Below are 21417 nucleotides of genomic sequence, written 5' to 3' on the forward strand. Positions count from 1 at the left end.
TAGGTTTGCCTAAACCTATTTTCTACACAAAAAACTCATTATGAAAAAGACTTTATTGATTGTAAGCGTATGCATAATATCTTTTGCCTTTATGGCATTTGGATTTACCAATAGGAGTGAAGTTGGGGATGTAAGCAATAAGGATGTACTTCTATATCTTTCTAAAGAAATAGGGGACAAGCTCACTTTTGATCCCAGCGCAAAGTCGGTTACCATGCCCAATGAGCCAGGTGAAAAGGTATTCTCCTACCAAGTACAAGGGAGATATGCACGGGCAATTACAAAAGCTGTGTTGAAAGATGCCAAATCGCTCAAGGATATCATTCCCTATTATCCATCAAGTTGGATTTCCAATTATCAATCTGTGGTTATTTCTACCTCCCGAGGCGGAAAAGACATAGCGGCTACCAGCCTCAATGAAGTGTTAAGTGTAGAGCAAATAGCATTGCTTCAATCACTAGGCTTGGAAGATGACTTGCAGATTAAGGTGAATTATAAAAATAAGAATGAAATAACGGGTGAGTTGCGTGATCAACTCATGGAAGTTGCCATGACAGTGGTTCCTGAGAAAGAAGCTGAGTTTGCCAGCGGGTACGACCAGATGATTAATTACCTGAAAGAAAATAGCAAGGATAAGATTTCTGTGAAGATGCTCGAAAATCTTCAAACTACCTTTGTGCTTTTTACGGTCAACGAGCAGGGAAATACAGAGGGTGTGCATTTGTCCGAATCAACTGGAGATGCTGAAATTGATAAAGCTTTGGTTGAATTGGTTGAGCAAATGCCAAAATGGAAACCTGCCGAAAACTCAAAAGGAGTAAAAGTTAAGCAGAAGTTCCAGTTTACTTTCCGAGCCCCCAGTGATAATTGCTAGGTCGGTAGGAAGACAACAAACAGGTTTACTTTAAGTCAAGGCGCTTAAAAAGCATGTCTCTGTAGCTATTACTAATTGGCAGTTTTTGAGCGCCTATATACACTTGATTATTTTCAATTTTTTGTATACGGCCAATATTTATGATAAAAGATTGATGAATTCTTATAAACTCGTTTGAGGGTAGTTTTTCTGTTAATTCTGAAAAAGTCATTCGTGGGCAAAAGTTTTTACTTGTAGTATAAATATCCAAATAGTTGCCAGACCCTTTTATATAAATTATATCTTCAAATCCTATCTTGATGCTTTTCACGCCATCTTTTATAAAAAAGAAATTGTTGTCTTTTTTGGAGGCATCGAGTTTCTTCTCGACCTTATCCATTGCAATCTGAAATCGTTCAAAATCAAAGGGTTTGAGCAGGTAATCGACCGCGTTGTAGTTATAGCTGTCAACGGCATAATCGGCATAGGCAGTAGTGAAAATCACCTGTGGTTTTCGTTGCATCTTATTCAAAAGTTCAATGCCTGACATATTTGGCATGTTGATATCCAAAAAAATCAAGTCAACTGGATTTTGCTTTAAAAATGCAAGGGCATCTTTTGCATTGTAAAAGTGGGCTAGGAGTGTGGTTCCGACAATTTTTGAAATGTGGTGCTGTATTACTTCTATGGCTTTGGGTTCATCATCAATGGCTATGGCTGCTATCATTCATTCAATGTTTTTGTCATACAAATACCTTCCCTTCGGAGCTATCAATTCTTCGGAAGGTCAGGAATTGTTATTTTTACTGAAAACTGATTGTCTTTTTTATTTATTTCAAAAGTATGTTTTTTAGGGTAAACTAGTTCCAAACGTTGTTTGGCATTTTTAATCCCAATCCCTAGTCCTTGTTCTTTGTGAAAGGGTTTAAACCCATCGTCATAGTTATTTATACATGAAAAATGGATATGCCCGTTCCGGCAAATAACTGACAGGGTAAGTGTTGAGACCTTAGAAGGGTCTATTCCATATTTAAAAGCATTTTCCACAAAAGGAATCAAAAGCCCAGGGCTAATTATTTGGTCATCAATATTGACGAATTCAGCATTTATCTGCGGCTCTACTGCACAACGCAACTTTTGGATAGCGATGTAATCTTGTACATACTTCACCTCGTTAGCAAGTGGTATGAATTCGATATTTATGTCTTTTTGCATATACCTAAGCAGGTTAGCTAGTTTGGCAATGCTTTCTCCTGTTTTTTCAGCCTTTTCCGTCAGTGCAGTGGCATATAAAGTGTTCAGGGCATTAAATAGGAAATGGGGGTTTACCTGTGATTTCAAAAGCTTGAGTTCGGATTCTTTTTTCCCTAATTTAATAGTTAAAAATGCCTCTTTTGCCCTCGACTTTATGCGGGCATTGCTATAAATAAACGATAGAGAAAATGTGATGAGCAAGGCGATAATGCTCGGGATGTCAAAAACAGTCTCTTTTAAAGCTGTAAAATGATCGTATCGATCTCCAGTTTCTGGATTAAAAATTGGCAACCCTATGTTTATCAACAAGCCTGCCTGCAAAATGAAATAGCCTATCACAAAAACCGATAACCATAGTAAGTAATCCTTTTTCTTTTTATCTCTTAATAAGATTGGGGCTGTTGCAAAGGTGTTTGTGTAGAACAAAAGTATTGATGGAAAAACTAAGCTCGAAGCTCGTTTCTCTATTTCTGGTACATTTATAATCAATACAAAAAGCATTGTTAGCCCCACTAGGTGGACAAACGCTTCCAAAAAGGGAGAAATCACTTTGAAACCATAAACAATCAAACTATAAACTAGAGACAAAGCGGCAATTATCAAAAGAAGAACTGATAAAGGAGCAACCATCCTCATCAGTGTAAATGCAGTGAACATTTGACCTGGGCTAATGCCAACTATATTTTCGTAGTAGGAATCGTCCCACCTTTTTATCACATTAAAAAAGAAGTGTATTTCAACCCATACAAAAGCTAACAAACAAATTAGGCCTAATAATAGGTATTTCTTGTTATTCTTCCCTTCTAATTTGGTTGGAATCAATACCAACGTATGGATATAGAAAAAAGCGATACCAGCCAAATACATGAAAGTAGTATTCCTCACCGTAAGTTCATGATAGGAATGAAAATTTGGTGTGACTAAAAGCAACACCCACCCAAACACTATAAAAAAAAGTAGGCTAGTAATGCTTTTTTTACTTGACCAACTAACAGTCGATAATTGAGTCATTTCTATAAACTTAGTTTGCCAAAAGTATATTTATCGCTGGATACAGTAAAGAAGTATCTTGTGGCCAAGGAGCTTGGTAATTTACAATTTGACCTTCTTTATCTACAAGTAAATGAAAGGGTAAAGGACCTTCTATTGTACTATCTCTCCTTATGCTTTTATTGAGTTCAGGGTTTGTCACTAAATGGTACCCTTGAATCTCATATTTTTTAATCGCAATTTTCCACTTTCTGAAATCATCTTCCCTGTTTGGAAAATCATTGTCCGGCATGGTAATGTAAACTATGGCAGCAGGTTGATTTTTATATTTTTGATAAACAGAGTCAAATGCCGCCAGCTGTTTTTCAAGAGGAACGGTTCTCACTACACGCCCTTGTGCTCTCAACAAAATGGACTCATCCGGATCTAATTCATATTTGCTATGGAAAGCTGCTAGTTCTTTAGAATTATATGGTTTAATCTCGTTATCAAAAGGTTCCCAAATCCGTATATACAGTACTTTTCCATCAAATTCTTTTCTGTTTACCAACTCTTCCATTGAGGCACATTCATACGAATCTTCCAATAAGATAATCGTTTCATTCCCTTGGTAAGACAGCTCGTATGGATAAGTGAGGAAATAGCCGATAAGGAAAAAGAATAAGGCAATGCCCAATATTTGAAAAATGCTTTTCATTATGTTCCTTTTTTGTAAGGTTTGGAAACTGTATGGTAGGATGTCCCTACCATACAGCCAAAGGGGGGATTTTACATCTCTGCTAATTTCAACAATTCCGTTTTTAAAGACTCGATATACGGTCCTTTTGCTTTTTGATCAACTATCTTCCCTTTTTTATCGATCATTACATATCTGGGGATGCCATATACATTTAATTTTTCAGACAGGATAATAGACTGGTCTCTTGTCAAGAGATAATTTCTGCCTTGCATGTTATATTTATCGACAATTTTTTGCCAATCTCCTTTTTCAGAACTTATACACAAATAGATAAACTCAATTTTATCTTTATCCAACTCCTCGTATAATTTGTTTGAATAAGGAAAGGCTCTTATGCAACTGCCACAGGTTGGTCCCCAAATATCTATGTAAAGTACCTTATCTGGAAAATCATTTTGGATTTCCTGAAAAATTTCACCTATAAACTCTAGGCTACTCAAGTCATCCAAATCATTCACTAAAGGGACATACGTTTTTTTGCTTTCAATCCTTTGAAGAATGAAGTTTTGGCAAGTAACATCACTTACAAAGGTTGAGTAAGTGCTAAAAGCGGAGTCAACGATAGTATAGTTAGACTCAATATATGCATTACAAAACTGCGTAATGGCAAAGTTTTTAACTTTGTTGTCTTTTATATGCTCATCAACAAATCTAAACGTTGATGTTAGCCCTTCGTAAGATTGTTCCCTGTACTTGGAAATAACTTCCGTGAATCCTTCAAATTGACTCAATTTGTATCCTAAATGATACTTTCCGATAAAGTCATCATAATATTGAGAACATTGCCAATCAAATTTACCTGTTTGCAGAAAGTCACTTTCAAAACTATAGTAATCTGCGGTCAAACTGTCTTTATGGTGCAAGCCATACTCTATGAGGTCTTCAGCTAGTCTGTATTTTACATAGTTCCTCATCCATGCAGTTACATTCTCTTTGGGGTTGGTAATTGTGATAATCGAATCGATTTTGGTTTCCATGATCCCAAAAAAATCTGAGGCAAATGACTTGAACTCGTTCGGAGGCAAATCACGTTTCTTGACAAAAAACTCTTTCGACTCAAGCAGTTCGCCAAATTCCTCAGAAAACAATTTCAAGCTTTGGTTGAAGTTTGCATTAGCTCCTGAAAAGGTAATAGTTTTTTCAAAATCAGAATCATCAGCAGTTACCATGAGTGTATCACCCGGCGCGGTAAATAGTGTTGCTATCTTACCATTATAGATTAGGTAGTTGTCGTGGGGACTCAAAATATTAAACTTAAATTCAAAATTCCCTAAACTATCTAATTTTGCTGCGTGCTGAACTCTTCCAGTGAGCTCAAGATTGGTTAATAGAATTGTTTTAATTTGAGCATTAGAAATTTGCCCTTTTACCACAACTAGCCCTTCGTCAAAAAGGTAGTTGCTTTGGCAGTGAGATTCATTTGCCCAACCAAAAAAAGTGAGTAGGCCTAGGGCAAAGGTGTTAAGTAGTTTCATGACTTTCATGTTTTGTTTGAGTTACATAAACAGCATAATGTGTTTTGTCATTTACTTTCAAACAAACCTACTTTTGGTCCAACTAATAAAAAAAACAATGTTACCGTTTTGGCTTTTAGTGTTACAGATATTCAGTTTTTTGAGATAATTGGAAATAGTACACAGAACGACGTGGGCGGTCTGAAACGACCACGACGTAAATCATCCATCATCAAAAAATCACCCCTCCTTCACCAGCAGCAGCGCATCCATCCTGATTTTAGCATGTTGGATGAGGGAGGAAAGTGTTGCCTTCTCTTCTACGGCAAGTTGGATTTCCTCTGCTCGGATATTTTTGTTTTTATCGTGGAGGGCAATCAGCCTACCAATTTCATGGTCTAGGCTAAGGTTCACTTGTTCCTGCCCTTTGGCTATTTCTTTTTCCCTCAGTTCTTCTGCCAATTGGCTTGCCGCTCTGAGCATATTCGGAAAGATGGTATCTACCAAGGTCTCATTTTCCAGCAAGTCGTCTATCTGTCCGGGTCTCAGTTGTTGTTCCAATAGTTCCACCGGATACTCTTCTGTAACATCCTCTCCGCTATGGTCTATCACTACCCTTAGTGGAGTAGCCGGAAGGAAACGATCCACATCTATATTTTGCCCGCCCGATGTTTCTAACACAAAAAGCGCCTCCAAAAGAATAGAAGAATTTCCCGTTCCTCGAAGCACGGCATAACTAGCCGCTCCAGTTCCCGTGCTCAGTACCATATCCAGCGCCCCGGTTACCATTGGGTGGTCCCAACTAATGAAACTCACATCTTCCCTCGCCAAGGCACGTTTTCGCTCAAAAGTAACCGAAATGCCTTTGTCTGGGATAGAAGGGAACGTGTCCCTATTTGTCCGTGCAGGATGCAGCAGAAATGTTCTGGCAGCGAGGTCTTCCATGTCAATACCAAACTGCTCAAAAACCTTTGTCATGTATTTTTCCAAGCCCATATCAAGGTCTGCTTCGCCAATCTGCTCCACCAATTTTGCCGCTACTTTTGGTCGGAAAGAATTCATTTCGAGTAAGCGATCTCTGCCGCTGGCAAGCATTTCCTTTAGCTTTTGTTGGAAAGCAGCGGTATCGGCAATCAATGCGTCAAGCTTGTTCTCGGCATCGGGCAAATCGTTGGACGATGTAATCTGGGTAAGCCGTTTGCGAAACAGTTGCGCTACTTGGTTTCCGCCCTCCAAGTTTTCCTCAAAGGCATTTAGCCCTTCGTGAAACCATCGCACCAGCACTTCCTGCGGGCTTCCTGCAAGGTAAGGAACATGAATCTGGATATCTTCCGATTGCCCAATCCTGTCCAATCGACCGATTCGCTGCTCTAAAAGCTCTGGGTTCACGGGCAAATCGAACAGCACGAGGTGATGGGCAAATTGGAAGTTCCGCCCTTCACTCCCTATTTCGGAACAAAGGAGAATTTGAGCACCCTCGGGCTCGGCAAACCATGCAGCGTTTCTATCGCGCTGCACAATGGTAAGATCTTCGTGGAAAACACCCACTTTCATGCTGCTTAGCTTCTTTAATGCCTGTTCCAATGCCAGCACTTTCTCTTTGCTTCTGCAAATAAGTACCGCTTTGGCAGGTTTCAGCTTCTTCATCAGCTTTGCCAGCCAGTTCACCCTAGGGTCTTCTTCAAACCAAAGCCGTTGCTTGGCTGAAGTAACTTCAGAAGCTCCACTGTCTTTAGCAAATTCCTTCGATAAACGCTGTACCCAAATCTCCTGCTCTTTGGTAGCTTTTATAGGGATCAGGTGTGCCTTTCGCTTTGGAAATCCGCTCATAGCCGATCGGGTATTTCTGAATACCACCCGCCCTGGACCGTGTTGGTCGAGCAAATCTTCTATGAGGTTATTGGTCAGCTCTTCTCCTCCTTTTGCAAGCGAGGCTATCCGTTCCTTGCCAAATATCGAGGTCAAGAGGTTGGTGTCGGAAGCCAGCAAAGCCTTTCCCGAAGAAAGTTTATCTACAATAGTGGCAATGGCAGTGTAGTCCTGCGATTCATTTTTGAATGCCTCGTAGTCTGCGTAGCGGTCGGGATCCAATAAGCGAAGTCGGGCAAAGTGGCTTTCCACGCCCAGTTGCTCTGGCGTTGCCGTTAGCAACAACAAGCCTTTTGATGCTTTGCTCAACAACTCGACAATGGCATATTCGGGGCTTACCTTGTCCACTGACCATTCCAAATGGTGCGCTTCGTCCACAACCAACATATCCCAACTAGCCGAAAGTGCTTGGCGGGCTCTTTTCTGCGAACTAGCCAAAAACGAAGTGCTGCACAAAATCAGCTGATCGTCCAAGAACGGGTTTCCCTCTGGCGCACTGCCATCGAGCGATGCACAGCGAGCCTCATCGTAAATATGGAACCAGAGGTTGAACCGGCGGAGCATTTCCACAAACCACTGGTGCACCAGCGAGTCGGGCACAAGGATCAAGACCCTTGAAATACGTCCGCTTAGCAGCAAGCGGTGCAAAATCAGGCAAGCTTCTATCGTTTTCCCCAAACCTACTTGGTCGGAAAGCAGCACACGGGGCGCATAACGCGAACTCACCTCATGGGCAATGTATAATTGATGCGGAATCAGGTCGATCCGCCCACCTACAAAACCATTGATGGGAGAGATTCTACGCTGATGGTCGTATTGAAGTGTTTTCCTGCGGAGGGCAAACAATTCGGGCGAATCCACATCCCCGTTGAGCAACCGTTCGTCCACCCCGTGTGTCACCTGCACATCGCCCAGTTCCGCTTCCGAAATGCTTCTCCCCTGCCCAAAATAACGGTGCAACTCCCCGCTCTCGTCCACCTGTTCCACCAGCATCGGGCGGTTTTCCGAATCCACAATGCTGTCCCCAGCCTTGAACACCACCCTACGAAGGGGAGCATTTTCCGCCATGTATTGTCGCATGTCACCTGAGTCGGCAAAAAACACCTTCACACGTCCATCGCCCGTTTCCAATACGATCCCTATGCCTAGCTCAGGCTCGCCCTCACTCGTCCACCGTTGCCCCGGAAAAAAAATATCCATTTATTCTTTCTTGTTTATTGAGGCTTCAAAGTTGGGGAGAAATTCTGGATGGAGGGAAGAAGTCGCAAGTTTTGTTTAGGATGTGCTAATTGTTTGATGTGCTGATTAGGAGATGATAAAATGATTTGGTTATGTGCGATATGCTCTCCGTAGAGTTTTTTCTCTACAGATTGAAAAAATAGTCAATCTCCTGATTGACACCATGAAAGTCAGTAGGGCTACATTTTAACGGAATTTCGCAAATCAGGAGATTTGCCATAAAAAACAACTTCTGAGAGGACGCTTTGCCAACTCTCAGAAGAACAGAGAGCTTCGTGATTACAAATCACGAAGAGCGGAATTTTGTCGGATGATGAGCTGTCTGAAAAAAGGAAAGGCTACAGTTTACTTTTTAGTTAACAAACAGATCGTATAATTCACTCTGAAAACATAAAAAACTCAGGAACTTTGATAGTTCCTAACAAAACTCTTATTATTTTTTTGTTTTTTGCAGATTGTTATATATTTTTGATGAACACCTCAATATATTTAGAAATGCAAAAACAAGTAGATGCAAAAAAAATAAATAATGATTTTAACAAAGAGGATGTCATAAAAAAAAAGAAGTTAAAGAAAAAAAATAGCATAATAAGAAATGGCCTATTTTTAATAATTTGGACTTATATAGCTTTAAGGGTTTTTATTGGAGATTTAGAGATGTTTTATATTCTAAACTATTCGAGAGAAAGTTTTATTCAGCATGCTATTTTGCGAAACTTATTTTTTACTACCATAGTATTTGTTTATTGGAACATTGTTGGCAATAAAAAATTCTGGAAGAATATTGGTCTCTTTTTCCTTTTTCCATTTTACCCTTTCTTATTAAACTCTTTAGTTTTTCTTTATTATGCTACTATTTATTATCCAATAGAAATACTTTTTAGATTAGGTTTTAATTCATTTATATATAGTTATTTAGACTTAATTATAGGTTCAATTATAAATTTCAAAAATAAAGTCATATCAGCAGTTATGTTTACTGCATCAGTTTATTTCATTTATATTGGTAATGAGTACATGTTAATAATTGCCATTGTTTTTCTTTTTTTATTATTGTTTGGTCATCTTAATAACAGGTTTAAAGAGGTATTTACACCCTTTAATATCCTTAGACTACCAATAGATTTAATGCCAAGTTCTGAAGATGAACTAGATGATATTGTCAATAATACCTTTGAAGAAAAAGCAAATAGAAAAGACAAAAAGCGACATACAGATGGTTTGAAGTTCAAACTTGAAGACCATATATTGATGCATGAATTTATCAATATTGTTAATGCAAAAATCAAAAGCATCTTACAACAAAGGACTTATGCTAAATCATTTCTTTGGAAAGCTCTTTTTAGTTTTTTCTATTCTATATTGATTGTTGCAATCATAAACTTTGCACTTTATAAATTTAGTACAGACAATTTTAAACTAGAAACTAATCCTACATTTTTTAATTTTTTTTATTATTCCGTATATAGTGTATTTCCAAATGGTACTGACATCATCGCCCAATCAATTTATGCCAAATCTCTTCAAATCATTGGAGTATTTGTCGGTGTTGTAATACAAATAATAATACTTGCCATATCTTTCACTATTAGTACTGAGAAATACAAAGAAAGCTACTCATTAATAAGTGCTTATTCTGAAAAGTATTCAAATAAGCATAAAGAAAAAATACTCAAAAAATACGGTTTAGATTCAATTTCCTCTGCGATTTTATCTTTAGAAACGGAAGGAAAAGATGTAAAAAATCAACTGAGGATCTTTAAAAAGTTATTTGGCATTAAATGATCCGTCTGGTCTGAGCTTGCGCGCGGATCTTAGCGGCATTGGTTTAAGTTAGCTTAATATGCCTACTACTTTTTCTCCAAAGTAATTCTATTCAAATGCTGTTTGTCTGCCATTTTTCTACTATTTGGTCTCTATCAAATATAACTAAAATCAGAAACACTCTTCAAAAGTTTAGGTGTAGTGTTGGGAAAACAGTATCTGATTGCCTGCATCCGTAGCAATGGCGAAATAGGAAATAGCCCTCCCTCACACCGAAGCTGCCTGCTCCCTAGTCAGCTTTTTCATTACCTGCTGGTTGACTAGTAGGGAAATAATCCCCCCCGAGTGCATAGGTATTGCCAAGGCAAGAAATTCGATCCGGCTGCCTATGCCAAAAGCGGCAACGGCAAAGTCCCCATAGCTGGCAAGCAACCCGGTGATGACCCTCTATCATAGGATTTTTAATCCGACTAATTGTTACCTCTACTATGTTCAAATTAAAAATTTTACGATCCGCTCTTCGCAATTTGTAATTGCGAAGAGCGGATCGTTACTTTTCACTGATATCATATGAACGCAGAAACCGAGTATCGGTGTTAATTTTCAGGATTCATCTCTCCCTATTTTTTTTAACCCTATACCCTCGTTATATTCGGTTGCAAATGCTACGATAGGGTTTTGAGATCGCTAACCCCGAAAAATAGCGTGACAGTCAAAAAGAAGACATATAAGGTATGCACCAAGGAGTTGGGTTACTAATCGGAAATAAAGAACGGGAACTGTTTTTTATACAAAAAAAGGATGCAGGATATCAGTTACCTAAATGGGTAGGTGCGTATGCATTTTGGGGTGGTAAAATCGAAGAGAATGATCCTTCCCCTTTTGATGCCTTATTGAGGGAATTGAGCGAGGAAATTGTTGTTGACTTGGACAAAAATAAAATACAGTTTGTCAACCAGTTTTTAGTGCAAAGTGACAAGGAATATTCCTTTCATTTATATGAATTATTGCTTACCGATGAAGAACTAACATCCCTAAGCACGGCTACCATTCTTGAAGGAGAGTGCGAGTTGGTCTCCAAAAAGAACTTACTTCAAAAACCTTGGATATGGGGACTCGAAAAGGTGATAGATGCATACTTCAGCACACATGTTTGACATGTTGCTCACCTGCAAGTATTATCACCACTATATTTAATTTCCTTTTCTCCTCATTTTTGCAAACCCATGGCAGTATTAATGTAAAACCTGTCAACTTTTCTTAGGACGCATCAACATTGCTAAAAATCAGTGGTGGATCAAGGCTTTTTGCCCTTACATCAAGACATATTGCTGGTACAATATGAAATATTTATCTTACAGAAAACTTATTGGCGGTACAATAGGACTTATCAATGGTGTTTTACAGGGGTTAAAACAGCTATGGTGTACCATCCCATTAAAAACAGGACTATAACTGGTGGTTTTTTCTATAATACTTCTCCTTACATCAAAATAGAATCCTGATCTGATTGGAAGGTATTTTATTGGATTCGTTAATGAAACAATAACATCCTTGCCATTGGTCATTAGTCTAATTTTTGAGAAATGCTGAATTTCAGCTATTTAATCTATTGACTTCAAAGCTAATTGCAAGATAGAATCCTTTCCGAGTTGTATAATTTCTTCTACTTCCTTATTCATTTTAATATCTTGAGAATAGCAAGTGGTGCAGCTTAATAGTAAATAAAACGGGACGAACTTATGGGTTGAGTTCTTCTTTTTGTGTTATGAAGAAAAAAGCACGGAATAAATGTATGGATAATTTTGTTTGGAGGAGTGAATTTGCCTTTATGCTTTAGTTTCCATCCGCTGAGGAGTGGCATATATTTCTATAACAACTCTGGGTGCAGGACTAAAAATACTTAGGGATTAGAGAACGGCAAATGAAACAATTGCATGGCTTGCCTTGTTGATCAAACAACACGAACCTCGATCTTCTGATGTACCTGTCAGATGGAGGATCCTACCACCACCTTCCTTATAGTGACCATCGCACCTTTTTTATATTTTGGGCATACGTGCTGCCTTGCGTTACATTTACAACTGAGCTATGACCGAACTTATAGAATCCTTTTTTACAGATGCGTTCTATTCCGTCTTTGGACAGATCATTTTGCTGATAGTACTGGTCTTGTTAATCAATAAAATCATCAAGTTTTTCTTGAATAGGTTTATTGATAAGATGGCGAATACCAGTAGCAAGACTAAGATGAAGTTTGTAGGGAATACGGTAGATTTCCTTACATTTTCTGTCTTGATCATTGGGGTGATTTATTCTATTCCCAGCTTGCGATCCTTGGCAGTAGGCTTATTTGCTGGAGCCAGTATCTTTGCTGCCTTTTTGGGCTTTGCTTCCCAAAAAGCTTTCTCCGATGTAATCAGCGGCGTGTTTATCATTATTTTTAAACCCTTTAGGGTAGATGACATCGTGAAGATTAACGGTGAGATAGGGGCAGTGGAAGACATCACCCTGCGCCATACGGTAATAAAAGGACTGGAAAACAAACGGCATATTTACCCGAACTCATGGATCACCTCCGAGCCCATTATCAACTGGACTATTGTAGACCCTCGGGTAAACAAGTTTATGTTTATTAGCATCAGTTACGATTCGGACATTGCCACGGCTGAGCGGATAATCATAGAAGAAGTAATGAAGCATCCGAGTTTGCTGGACTTCAGGAACAAGCAAGAGAAAGCCGAGGGAGTTCCTTTGGTGAAGGTGGAAGTCTTGAGCTTCGATAATTTTGTGATCAACTTTCGTGTACCCCTGTGGGCGAAAGATTTGCCAGATGGGATGGGGATGATGTTTGATGTGCAGCGCGCCATCCAAGAGCGGTTCAAAGAGGAAAGCAGCGTGGAACTCGCCAAGCCTTCACAAAAAGTCTACCTTACGGAAGATAAGTAAGTGGTTGATTGATACAGTTGGCTGAACAGACCCTTCACCCCAGAAACATCACTAAAAATCAGTGGTGAATCAAGGCTTTTTGCCAGTTACCAACGACATATTTCTCGGGATATAGGATTTATCGATGGGGAAATATGAAAAATCAGTGGTTCCCAAAGACTTATTTCCCGGGAGATATGACTTATCAATGGGGAAATAAGACTTATCAAAGGTAAACAAACACTTGTTTTCAATAATTAGCCTCTTTTTTAAGGTGATTTTCTTTATTTCTGAAGCGTATAGCCAATAATTTGCCAAGTTGGGTGTCTCTTTCTACCTTTTAGTAGATTTGCTTTCTCACAAATAATCTTTATACTTGTCACATCAAACAGAAATGCTTGAACAAAAACAAATACAACCTATTAGTTTATAAATCACTGGTAATCACACAGGTTTTGTTTTTTAGATAGCACTAGTGCTTAACAGATACTAAAAATGAATCAATTTTCCTTTATGTGCTGCCCATCATCTGCTGCTTGCAACATTACTTGTTGTATGCGCTGCTGTTGTGGTAGGTAAAAGGAAATTTAAGATAATAACTCGGCGCAATGCTGAAATCAAAGCCTTTTCTACCTCAGAAAAGGCTTTTTTGTTTTCTTTCTGTTCCACTCCAAACCCCTTTTTTCCATGTTCCATTATTGTTGTTGTAAGTAAACCTTTGCTCTAGAAGCAAACCTGTGAAGAACTAGGAGTTCTTCCAAAGCTAGAAGCTATGAATGTTGTTTGGTTTTTCGTAAATTGAAAAGCAACAACACATGCTTCTGAACCAATTCATTTCACAGCAACTCCTGCGAGAAATCTGCCAGGGGATGTTGGACGTATTCACCTAAAAATCTAAAACCTAATATGACCAATTCAACCGAGACCAAGAAAGAAGTTGTGATCTTGTTTGCCGGAGATTCTGGCGATGGGATTCAGCTCACCGGAGGGCAATTCAGCGAAACCACTGGGCTATATGGCAACGACATTAGCACCTTCCCAAGTTTCCCCGCCGAAATCCGAGCACCTCGGGGCACGCTAGCGGGCGTATCTGGCTTTCAGCTAAAGTTTGGAAGTGTGGAGATTTTCACCCCAGGCGATAAATATGACGTGTTGGTAGCGATGAACGCCGCTGCTCTCAAAGTCAATTTGGAAAACCTGAAAACAGGCGGGCTTATCATAGCCAACACCGACGGCTTCGACAAAAAGAACCTCACCTTGGCAAAGTATGTGGATGGGGAAAATCCCTTGGAAAACCATTCGCTCGATCAATACACGGTGCATAAAATAGACGTGACCAAGCTGACCCGCAATGCACTGAAAGGTTCGGGCTTGGGCATAAAAGAGACCGACCGAAGTAAAAATATGTTTGTGTTGGGCTACATCTATTGGATGTATAACAGAGCATTGGACAATACCATCGCTTTCATTAACGAGAAGTTCAAAAAGAATGAACAGCTGCGAGATGCGAATATAAAAGTACTGAAAACGGGCTATCATTTTGGAGATACGAGCGAGGCGTTTACCTCCCGCTTCCAAGTAGAGCCGGCTCCTATGCCCAAAGGGGTTTATCGGAACATAAAAGGAAATGAGGCGACTGCTATCGGGTTGATAGCTGGGGCAAAGAAAGCAGGGCTAAACCTGTTTTATGGAAGTTATCCCATCACCCCGGCTTCCGATGTGCTACATTTTCTTTCCAAGTACAAAAACTTCCATGTGAAGACCTTTCAAGCCGAAGACGAAATAGCAGCTATCTGCTCAGCCATTGGTGCATCGTACGGAGGCGCATTGGGCGTAACGGCTTCTTCTGGACCGGGAATAGCTCTCAAAGGGGAAGCCATTGGTCTGGCGACTATCTTGGAACTGCCTTTGGTGATCTGCAATGTGCAGCGAGGCGGCCCTTCTACGGGCTTGCCTACCAAAACTGAGCAGGCAGATTTGTTCCAAGCCGTTTACGGAAGAAATGGGGAAGCGCCTATTCCTGTATTGGCAGCCTCGTCTCCTTCCGATTGCTTCGAGGTAGCTTTTGAGGCTTGCCGAATTGCGGTAGAGCACATGACCCCCGTTTTCATCCTTACCGATGGGTACATTGCCAACGGGGCTGAGCCTTGGAGGTTCCCAACTTCTAAGGACTTGAAAGCCATTGATCCAAAAATGGTAACAGATAAGAGCAAAGATGCTGAGGGAAAATACTTGCCTTATAAGCGGGACGAAAAACTGGTGAGAGAATGGGCTATTCCGGGCATGAAAGGCTTTGAACACAGGATTGGGGGCTTGGAAAAAGAGCACGAAACGGGAAATGTTTCCTACGATCCTGCCAATCACGAGTTCATGATCAAACTTCGGGCAGAGAAGGTGAAAAAGATGGCGGAATATTTCCCCGAACAGCAAATAGCCATTGGCGAAAGCCAAGGAGATGTATTGGTGCTGGGCTGGGGTTCTACCTTCGGGGCTATCCAAACGGCAGTGCGGGAGTTGCGGATGGAAGGCTATTCCGTTTCCCATGCCCACTTGCGGCACGTGTTCCCTTTCCCCAAAAACTTAGGCAACATCTTGTCCCGCTTCAAAAAAGTGATTATCCCAGAAATGAACTTGGGGCAGCTCCGCCAGATGATCCGTGGGGAGTATTTAGTAGATGCGAAAGGGGTGCAAAAAGTAAAGGGCTTGCCTTTCACCGTAGATGAGATCAAAGATGCCGTGAAGGCGGAAAGCTCGCTGGAAGCAGAGGTGCATTAAAGCACGAGTCATTCCGTGCTTGACACAGAATCTCCCACCGAAAAGCAAGTAAAGCTACCTTTCTAGTTTTAGGCAGGAGGTCCCACATCTTCGCTACGCTTCGTGCGGGGTGACACTGGTATTTAACAAAATTTACTACAAAACATCAAAAAAAATGACACAAAATATAGATCATAAATTAACACCGAAAGACTTTGCCACCGACCAAGACATCCGTTGGTGCCCCGGTTGCGGCGATTATTCTATCTTGAAGCAAGTGCAGACCATTATGCCCGAAATTGGTGTGCCCAAAGAAGACATCGTGTTTATCTCGGGGATTGGCTGTTCTTCCCGCTTTCCCTATTACATGAACACCTACGGGGTGCATAGCATCCACGGGCGTGCGCCTGCCATTGCCAGTGGGCTAAAAGCCGTGAACCCTGACCTGAGCGTCTGGGTGATTACTGGCGACGGGGACTCGCTTTCCATTGGGGGAAACCACCTTATCCATATGCTGAGGAGGAACTTTGATATGAATGTCCTGCTCTTCAACAACGAGATTTATGGGCTTACCAAAGGGCAATACTCTCCAACGTCGCCCGAAGGGAGCATTTCAAAATCTACGCCAATGGGCTCGGTAGACCATCCGTTCAATCCTTTGGCACTTTGCATGGGAGCGGAGGGGACATTTTTGGCAAGAACGCTAGACAGAGACCCGAAACATATGCGGGCAGTGCTTTCCGAAGCCCATCTGCACAAGGGGACTTCTATGGTGGAGATTTACCAGAACTGTAATGTCTTCAACGATGGAGCATTTTTCCCTTTTACAGAGAAAGACTCGAAGCCAGATAATGTGATTTTCTTGGAACAAGGAGAGCCGCTGGTGTTTGGCAGTGAGCGTAACAGGGGGATCAAGCTCGATGGCTTCAAGCCCGTAGTGGTCAATTTGGACGAAGGAGTTTCCAAGGACGAACTTTGGGTGCATGACAAAACGGACAAGGTCAAAGCATCTATGCTCACCCAATTGCTAGACGACCCAAGAGAGGAGGGGGCATTGCCCAGGGCTTTTGGGGTGATCTATGCCGAAGAGCGCTTCAATTATGAAGATGTGTTCAATCACCAAATAGACAAGGCAGTGGAAACCAACGGTGAAGGCGACCTCGATGCCCTGCTGGCAGGGCCAAGCATTTGGGAGATTGCTTGATCTTAAATGGTAACCCGTTTGGATACCACAAACTTGAAAAGCCTGAAGGGCTGACATATTTATAGAAAAAAGTTAGTTGAGAAGCACAAACCCCGAAGGGGCGGTATTGTGATTATTAGCCTTAGAAGGTGTTTTTTACTTTTATATCACCCCTTCGGGGCTACGGCTAAAGGGATACATACATTTCTATAAATATCACATCCCTTCGGGATTAGTAAAAAAACTTGGTGGTAAGCCTGCGGGCGTCATTATAAATCATAGCCTCAAGAAGGTTTCAATAAGAGTGCTTTTTCGGAGGTGCTCTTTTTTTGGTTTCTACTGTAGCAAAGTACTATTGTGCATCTAAGAAATGTTTGTATATTTAGATATATCTCATTATTTGAGTTTCAAAGGGATTGTTGGGGGCGGCTATGATGAGAATCACGGGAATGGTATTGATATAAACGAGTTAGGGCTAATTTGAACAAAAAACTCTGTGAACAAAAAAAAGACAATAGATAGAATTGCTGAATTAATTGCAAGATTTAGGGCTGAAGTAGAAACTTTAAATAGCCAAAACTTATACGACATAAATATTCACGCAGAAAATGTAATTATTCCGATTTTAAATTACGTTTATGGGTTAAGCTTGAAAAACGCCAATCTTGAAGAAAAAAATTATTCAGCAATAGATTTAATTGATTACGAGAATCGGGTTGCTATACAAGTAACTTCGACAGTAGGTTCAGAAAAAATAAAGCACACTCTTGAACAATATAAGAAGCATAAAGAGCGAGATGAGTTTGATTCTTTACTAGTTTACATAAGAGCATGTTTAAATTTTGAAAAGAGCCGGGCAGGCTAAAACTTTGTAGTGACGAAACAACAAAGTTTATGGAAACAGGATATACCCGCTTGACCTCCCGGCAATGGCAATATATAAAAGAATATCTTCCCGTGGAAAGGAAACGCAAATATGACCTCAGGGACGTGGTGGACTCGATCTTGTACTGCATGCGCAGCGGACAGCAGTGGCGCAGCCTCTCGGGCGAGGGACGCCCTCCTTGGAATGTGGTATACTATTATTTCCGCAAGTGGCAGGGGGACAACACGCTTTTTCGGCTGAACGCGGCACTCAACCAACTAGAGCGCAAGAGGAAGGGCAAGAAGGCGACCCCGAGCATGCTTTCCATTGATAGCCAGTCGGTAAAGTGCGCGCCTTTTATCGGGCAGGACACGGGGCTGGACGGCAACAAGAAGGTGAACGGGAGAAAAAGGCACGTCATCACCGATACGCTCGGGCTGGTATGGGGAGTGGTCGCCACTGGCGCCAACGAGCATGACGGCACGATAGGGCAACGGGTGGTGGAGCCCCTCTTGGGCTACCTGCACAGGATGGAAAAGATCCTGGCAGACCAGGCCTATAAAAAGAAGTTCACCGGATGGGTAGAGGACAACATAAGGGGCGTAGAGGTCGAGATATCCTCTTGTCCCCCAACCCCCAGGGGCTTTGTGCCCATCAAGTGGAGATGGGTCACCGAGAGGACATTCGGCACGTTCAATTTCTTCCGGAGGCTGTCCAAAGACTATGAAAAAACTACCAAAAGCCAAGAAGCTTGGGTTTTATGGCAAAACTGCCAAATAATACTTAATAGGATCAAAAAAATGCCTATTTAAAATTTTTAAACATGATCTAATAACCAAAAAGCAAAAAACTTATAGCGATAAAAAATTTGACGAAATAATAAATGATGAATTTGAGTTTGATTCGTCAAAAAATATTTTAGATTTTGAAGACCTATTTACCGAAATAAATTCTTGGATTTCATTACCAAAAATTCAAGAAGTACTTGAGTTGTTCGAGCAAGAATTTACTGAACAAAAAATCGATTACAGAAAAAATATTCTTGAAAACAAGGATAAATTAACCACCGAAACCCTGTACCCCAATTTATTAGAAATTGAATTGCCAGAAAAAATTTATGTTGGTACAATAGGAGTTAATAGAGACGAAATAATTACAAAATCTTGGGAAACACAATACAAATTAAGAAAAAGTGCATCTGAAAGAAGTGTCTTAAATAGAGCTTTTGAACATTATGGAATTCCGTACTCAAGAGATTGGCATGTTTTTGAAAAAAAAATCATCTCATTTAAACCATTAGATAATAGTTCTGAACCACTAAGTAATTTGGTTGAGATTGGAAGCGTTGAAGAATTTGCAGTTGAAGAATTTGCTACAATCGGATATAAATATGAGCTAGCATTATCGAGATTAATTGATAATACAATTCAAGAGTTGACATCTAAAAAAGATATTCAATGGTTGCGAAAAGAGAGAATGTTTAGGTTTCGACCACCAAAATTAATTAGGTCTAGAAAAATTACTTGGAAAAATAAAAAAACAGCAACTAGGACAGTAGTTAAAGAAGTTTGGAATAAGGATAGAACACAAATTACTCACTTTCAACAATTATCATTTAGGATTCAATCATTTCTATCGGAATCTAGGTGGTTTTTAGCAATAACACCAACTTGGAGTTATACTTATAATGGTTATCAAACTCATAAGTTTGAAAGTGATTTGGTTACTCAAAAAAAGAAACTTGAATCGAATAATGCAGTTTATCAACACTTAATGTTTATTTCCTATTGTTTGAGCAATAAACTAAATGAGGAAGAAGAAAACTATAACCTTATAAATTTTAAAGAACCTTTTAGGCTTGCCTTGACATACAGAAGTGATTATGGAAATTAGTTTACTTGAAGAACCAATATTACAATTTCAAAATGGCGAGCACATTTGTCCTAGGACAGGTATATATAAATATGGCGTTGCAGATTTTGAGAATGTACGACCCGATAAGATAGTACTTGGCTTTGTTGGAAATAGTGACAGTATTGGAGGTTTAATTAGTTGGATAAAATCCTGCAAGAGTTATATCGAACCTAAAAAAAGTAAACAACCGAACTTGTTTATGAATTTTCCAGGATTTAATGACAAAGTTGCTTTTAAAAGCGAAATCTCATATGATGAAACTTATGTTAGAAAAATAAATAACTCAGTTTTTGAAAAAGTCAAAAAATCATCTGAGGACATAAATGATTTGATAATTAAAGGTGTTGAGTTATTTCTGACAGAAATAAAATTTCTAGCCAAGAATAAAAACCCTGATGTTATCCTTTGTGTTTTAGACGAGAAGTTTACCAATATGGTTTACGGAACAAAAAATGTGAAGGTTGACGAAGATAACCTTTCATTAGAATTGAATTTTAGACGTTTATTAAAAGCAAGAGCAATGGAATACAATATTCCAATTCAAATTGTTCGAGATAGAATAGTTAAACCATCTAAAGAAATGCAAGATGAGGCAACAATAGTTTGGAATTTCTTTACTGCATTATACTACAAAGCCTCAGGTACACCTTGGGCATTAAAAAAAAATGCAACTAATAATACCTGCTTTGCAGGTATTAGTTTTTACAAGAGCAGAGACAAATCGACTACACAAACGAGTGTAACCCAAATATTCAATGAGCAAGGAAATGGAGTAATTCTAAGAGGAACACCAGTAAAAGAAAGTAAAAAAGATAAACAACCGCATTTGTCGGAAAAACAGGCTTTCGATTTGCTATATAATTCCCTTAAAGAATATTATGAAGCTGTTAAAATCTATCCTCAAAGATTAGTTATACACAAAAGTTCAAATTATTCAGAAGAAGAAATTGAAGGCTTTGAGAAAGTAGCTGAAAAAATGAATATCAATTCATTGGATTTAGTAACGATTATGCCTACTAATTTTAGACTTTACAGGGAAGGTAATTATCCCCCACTAAGAGGAACTATGCTAAGCCTTGATAAACAAAGACATTTTCTTTACACGAGAGGTTTTGTCGATTATTATGGCACTTATCCAGGAAGGTATATTCCAAGCCCAATTGAAATACGACTTTTTTCATATGACGAATCACCTGAACAAATCTGTAATGAAATTCTAGCTTTGACAAAAATGAATTGGAATAATACGCAATTCGACAGAAAGTTTCCAATTACGATTGATTGTAGTAGAAACGTTGGAGAGATTCTTAAGTATTTGGCAGAAGACCAGAAGCCACAAATAAAGTACAGCTTTTATATGTGAAAGATATACATATAACAATATATATGAAAAATAGTGGTTTGAGTCTTTAAGCAGTAGATAAATAACAAAATAAAAGTCAGTTATAAACGGAAAAGTTAGTACGTAAAAACCTGCCCTACTGTCCATACACTAACCACTACCCCTCATTAGAAAATAATCCATGGAAGAAAGGCTAATGCATTAATTGTATGCGGCAAATATTGTCCCCAAGTTAGCGGATTAGTTCACATAACTTCTTTACAAGAGCT

17 protein-coding genes are annotated in these 21417 nt (G+C 39.6%); 10 read left to right on the plus strand and 7 right to left on the minus strand.

The features are described from left to right. Window positions 1-40: 40 nt before the first annotated feature. Window positions 41-874 (plus strand): TonB family protein, encoded by an 834-nt coding sequence (locus R9C00_10290; GenBank protein ID WPO37841.1) that lies wholly within the window; start codon window positions 41-43, stop codon window positions 872-874. Window positions 875-899: 25 nt separating this feature from the next. On the opposite strand, the gene R9C00_10295 is transcribed toward R9C00_10290, so the two are convergent. The 5 genes from R9C00_10295 to rapA all read right to left on the minus strand — a co-directional run bounded on the left by R9C00_10295 (window position 900) and on the right by rapA (window position 8359). Further along, window positions 900-1580 carry a LytTR family DNA-binding domain-containing protein gene (locus R9C00_10295; GenBank protein WPO37842.1) on the minus strand — a complete coding sequence of 227 codons (681 nt, stop codon included), beginning with the start codon at window positions 1578-1580 and terminating at the stop codon, window positions 900-902. 44 nt (window positions 1581-1624) lie between these two features. Then, window positions 1625-3118 (minus strand): histidine kinase, encoded by a 1494-nt coding sequence (locus tag R9C00_10300; protein ID WPO37843.1) that lies wholly within the window; start codon window positions 3116-3118, stop codon window positions 1625-1627. A gap of 10 nt (window positions 3119-3128) precedes the next feature. Beyond that, a complete protein-coding gene (locus R9C00_10305) occupies window positions 3129-3794 on the minus strand; it encodes a hypothetical protein (GenBank protein WPO37844.1) in 666 nt (221 codons plus the stop codon). 71 nt (window positions 3795-3865) lie between these two features. Continuing rightward, window positions 3866-5311 carry a TlpA disulfide reductase family protein gene (locus tag R9C00_10310; GenBank protein WPO37845.1) on the minus strand — a complete coding sequence of 482 codons (1446 nt, stop codon included), beginning with the start codon at window positions 5309-5311 and terminating at the stop codon, window positions 3866-3868. 219 nt (window positions 5312-5530) lie between these two features. Then, window positions 5531-8359, minus strand: coding sequence for an RNA polymerase-associated protein RapA (rapA, locus tag R9C00_10315; GenBank protein WPO37846.1), 2829 nt, complete (start codon window positions 8357-8359; stop codon window positions 5531-5533). 534 nt (window positions 8360-8893) lie between these two features. Between rapA and R9C00_10320 the strand changes: the two genes are divergently transcribed. Continuing rightward, window positions 8894-10183, plus strand: coding sequence for a hypothetical protein (locus tag R9C00_10320; GenBank protein ID WPO37847.1), 1290 nt, complete (start codon window positions 8894-8896; stop codon window positions 10181-10183). A gap of 246 nt (window positions 10184-10429) precedes the next feature. On the opposite strand, the gene R9C00_10325 is transcribed toward R9C00_10320, so the two are convergent. Beyond that, complete coding sequence (locus R9C00_10325) at window positions 10430-10594, minus strand: hypothetical protein (protein ID WPO37848.1); 165 nt, start codon at window positions 10592-10594, stop codon at window positions 10430-10432. A gap of 302 nt (window positions 10595-10896) precedes the next feature. Between R9C00_10325 and R9C00_10330 the strand changes: the two genes are divergently transcribed. Together R9C00_10330 and R9C00_10335 are read left to right on the plus strand one after the other, a co-directional pair. After that, window positions 10897-11319 (plus strand): NUDIX domain-containing protein, encoded by a 423-nt coding sequence (locus R9C00_10330; GenBank protein ID WPO37849.1) that lies wholly within the window; start codon window positions 10897-10899, stop codon window positions 11317-11319. A gap of 934 nt (window positions 11320-12253) precedes the next feature. Further along, complete coding sequence (locus R9C00_10335; GenBank protein WPO37850.1) at window positions 12254-13111, plus strand: mechanosensitive ion channel; 858 nt, start codon at window positions 12254-12256, stop codon at window positions 13109-13111. A gap of 504 nt (window positions 13112-13615) precedes the next feature. Here R9C00_10335 and R9C00_10340 read toward each other — a convergent pair. Further along, a complete protein-coding gene (locus R9C00_10340; GenBank protein WPO37851.1) occupies window positions 13616-13786 on the minus strand; it encodes a hypothetical protein in 171 nt (56 codons plus the stop codon). Between the two features lie 210 nt (window positions 13787-13996). On the opposite strand from R9C00_10340, the gene R9C00_10345 reads away from it, so the two are divergent. The 6 genes from R9C00_10345 (at window position 13997) to R9C00_10370 (ending at window position 21169) form a co-directional block, all read left to right on the plus strand. Next, complete coding sequence (locus R9C00_10345) at window positions 13997-15865, plus strand: 2-oxoacid:acceptor oxidoreductase subunit alpha (protein WPO37852.1); 1869 nt, start codon at window positions 13997-13999, stop codon at window positions 15863-15865. Window positions 15866-16019: 154 nt separating this feature from the next. Next, entirely contained in the window at window positions 16020-17048 is a 1029-nt protein-coding gene (locus tag R9C00_10350; protein ID WPO37853.1) for a 2-oxoacid:ferredoxin oxidoreductase subunit beta, read from the plus strand. A gap of 475 nt (window positions 17049-17523) precedes the next feature. After that, window positions 17524-17892 carry an SMEK domain-containing protein gene (locus R9C00_10355; protein ID WPO37854.1) on the plus strand — a complete coding sequence of 123 codons (369 nt, stop codon included), beginning with the start codon at window positions 17524-17526 and terminating at the stop codon, window positions 17890-17892. 29 nt (window positions 17893-17921) lie between these two features. After that, on the plus strand, window positions 17922-18704 hold the full coding sequence (locus tag R9C00_10360; protein ID WPO37855.1) for an IS5 family transposase: 783 nt from the start codon (window positions 17922-17924) through the stop codon (window positions 18702-18704). Between the two features lie 178 nt (window positions 18705-18882). After that, window positions 18883-19785, plus strand: coding sequence for a hypothetical protein (locus R9C00_10365; protein WPO37856.1), 903 nt, complete (start codon window positions 18883-18885; stop codon window positions 19783-19785). After that, a complete protein-coding gene (locus R9C00_10370; GenBank protein ID WPO37857.1) occupies window positions 19775-21169 on the plus strand; it encodes a hypothetical protein in 1395 nt (464 codons plus the stop codon). The genes R9C00_10365 and R9C00_10370 overlap by 11 nt, the downstream gene beginning before the upstream one ends. Window positions 21170-21417: the final 248 nt, after the last annotated feature.

The sequence above is a fragment of the Flammeovirgaceae bacterium SG7u.111 genome (genome assembly GCA_034044135.1).
Taxonomy (GTDB): Bacteria; Bacteroidota; Bacteroidia; order Cytophagales; family Flammeovirgaceae.

Excerpts from the sequence above, each read along its gene's own strand:
- R9C00_10290 (WPO37841.1), top strand. The coding sequence starts at position 41 with ATGAAAAAGACTTTATTGATTGTAAGCGTATGCATAATATCTTTTGCC.
- R9C00_10295 (WPO37842.1), bottom strand. The coding sequence starts at position 1,580 with ATGATAGCAGCCATAGCCATTGATGATGAACCCAAAGCCATAGAAGTA.
- R9C00_10300 (WPO37843.1), bottom strand. The coding sequence starts at position 3,118 with ATGACTCAATTATCGACTGTTAGTTGGTCAAGTAAAAAAAGCATTACT.
- R9C00_10305 (WPO37844.1), bottom strand. The coding sequence starts at position 3,794 with ATGAAAAGCATTTTTCAAATATTGGGCATTGCCTTATTCTTTTTCCTT.
- R9C00_10310 (WPO37845.1), bottom strand. The coding sequence starts at position 5,311 with ATGAAACTACTTAACACCTTTGCCCTAGGCCTACTCACTTTTTTTGGT.
- rapA (WPO37846.1), bottom strand. The coding sequence starts at position 8,359 with ATGGATATTTTTTTTCCGGGGCAACGGTGGACGAGTGAGGGCGAGCCT.
- R9C00_10320 (WPO37847.1), top strand. The coding sequence starts at position 8,894 with ATGCAAAAACAAGTAGATGCAAAAAAAATAAATAATGATTTTAACAAA.
- R9C00_10330 (WPO37849.1), top strand. The coding sequence starts at position 10,897 with ATGCACCAAGGAGTTGGGTTACTAATCGGAAATAAAGAACGGGAACTG.
- R9C00_10335 (WPO37850.1), top strand. The coding sequence starts at position 12,254 with ATGACCGAACTTATAGAATCCTTTTTTACAGATGCGTTCTATTCCGTC.
- R9C00_10340 (WPO37851.1), bottom strand. The coding sequence starts at position 13,786 with ATGGAACATGGAAAAAAGGGGTTTGGAGTGGAACAGAAAGAAAACAAA.
- R9C00_10345 (WPO37852.1), top strand. The coding sequence starts at position 13,997 with ATGACCAATTCAACCGAGACCAAGAAAGAAGTTGTGATCTTGTTTGCC.
- R9C00_10350 (WPO37853.1), top strand. The coding sequence starts at position 16,020 with ATGACACAAAATATAGATCATAAATTAACACCGAAAGACTTTGCCACC.
- R9C00_10360 (WPO37855.1), top strand. The coding sequence starts at position 17,922 with ATGGAAACAGGATATACCCGCTTGACCTCCCGGCAATGGCAATATATA.
- R9C00_10370 (WPO37857.1), top strand. The coding sequence starts at position 19,775 with ATGGAAATTAGTTTACTTGAAGAACCAATATTACAATTTCAAAATGGC.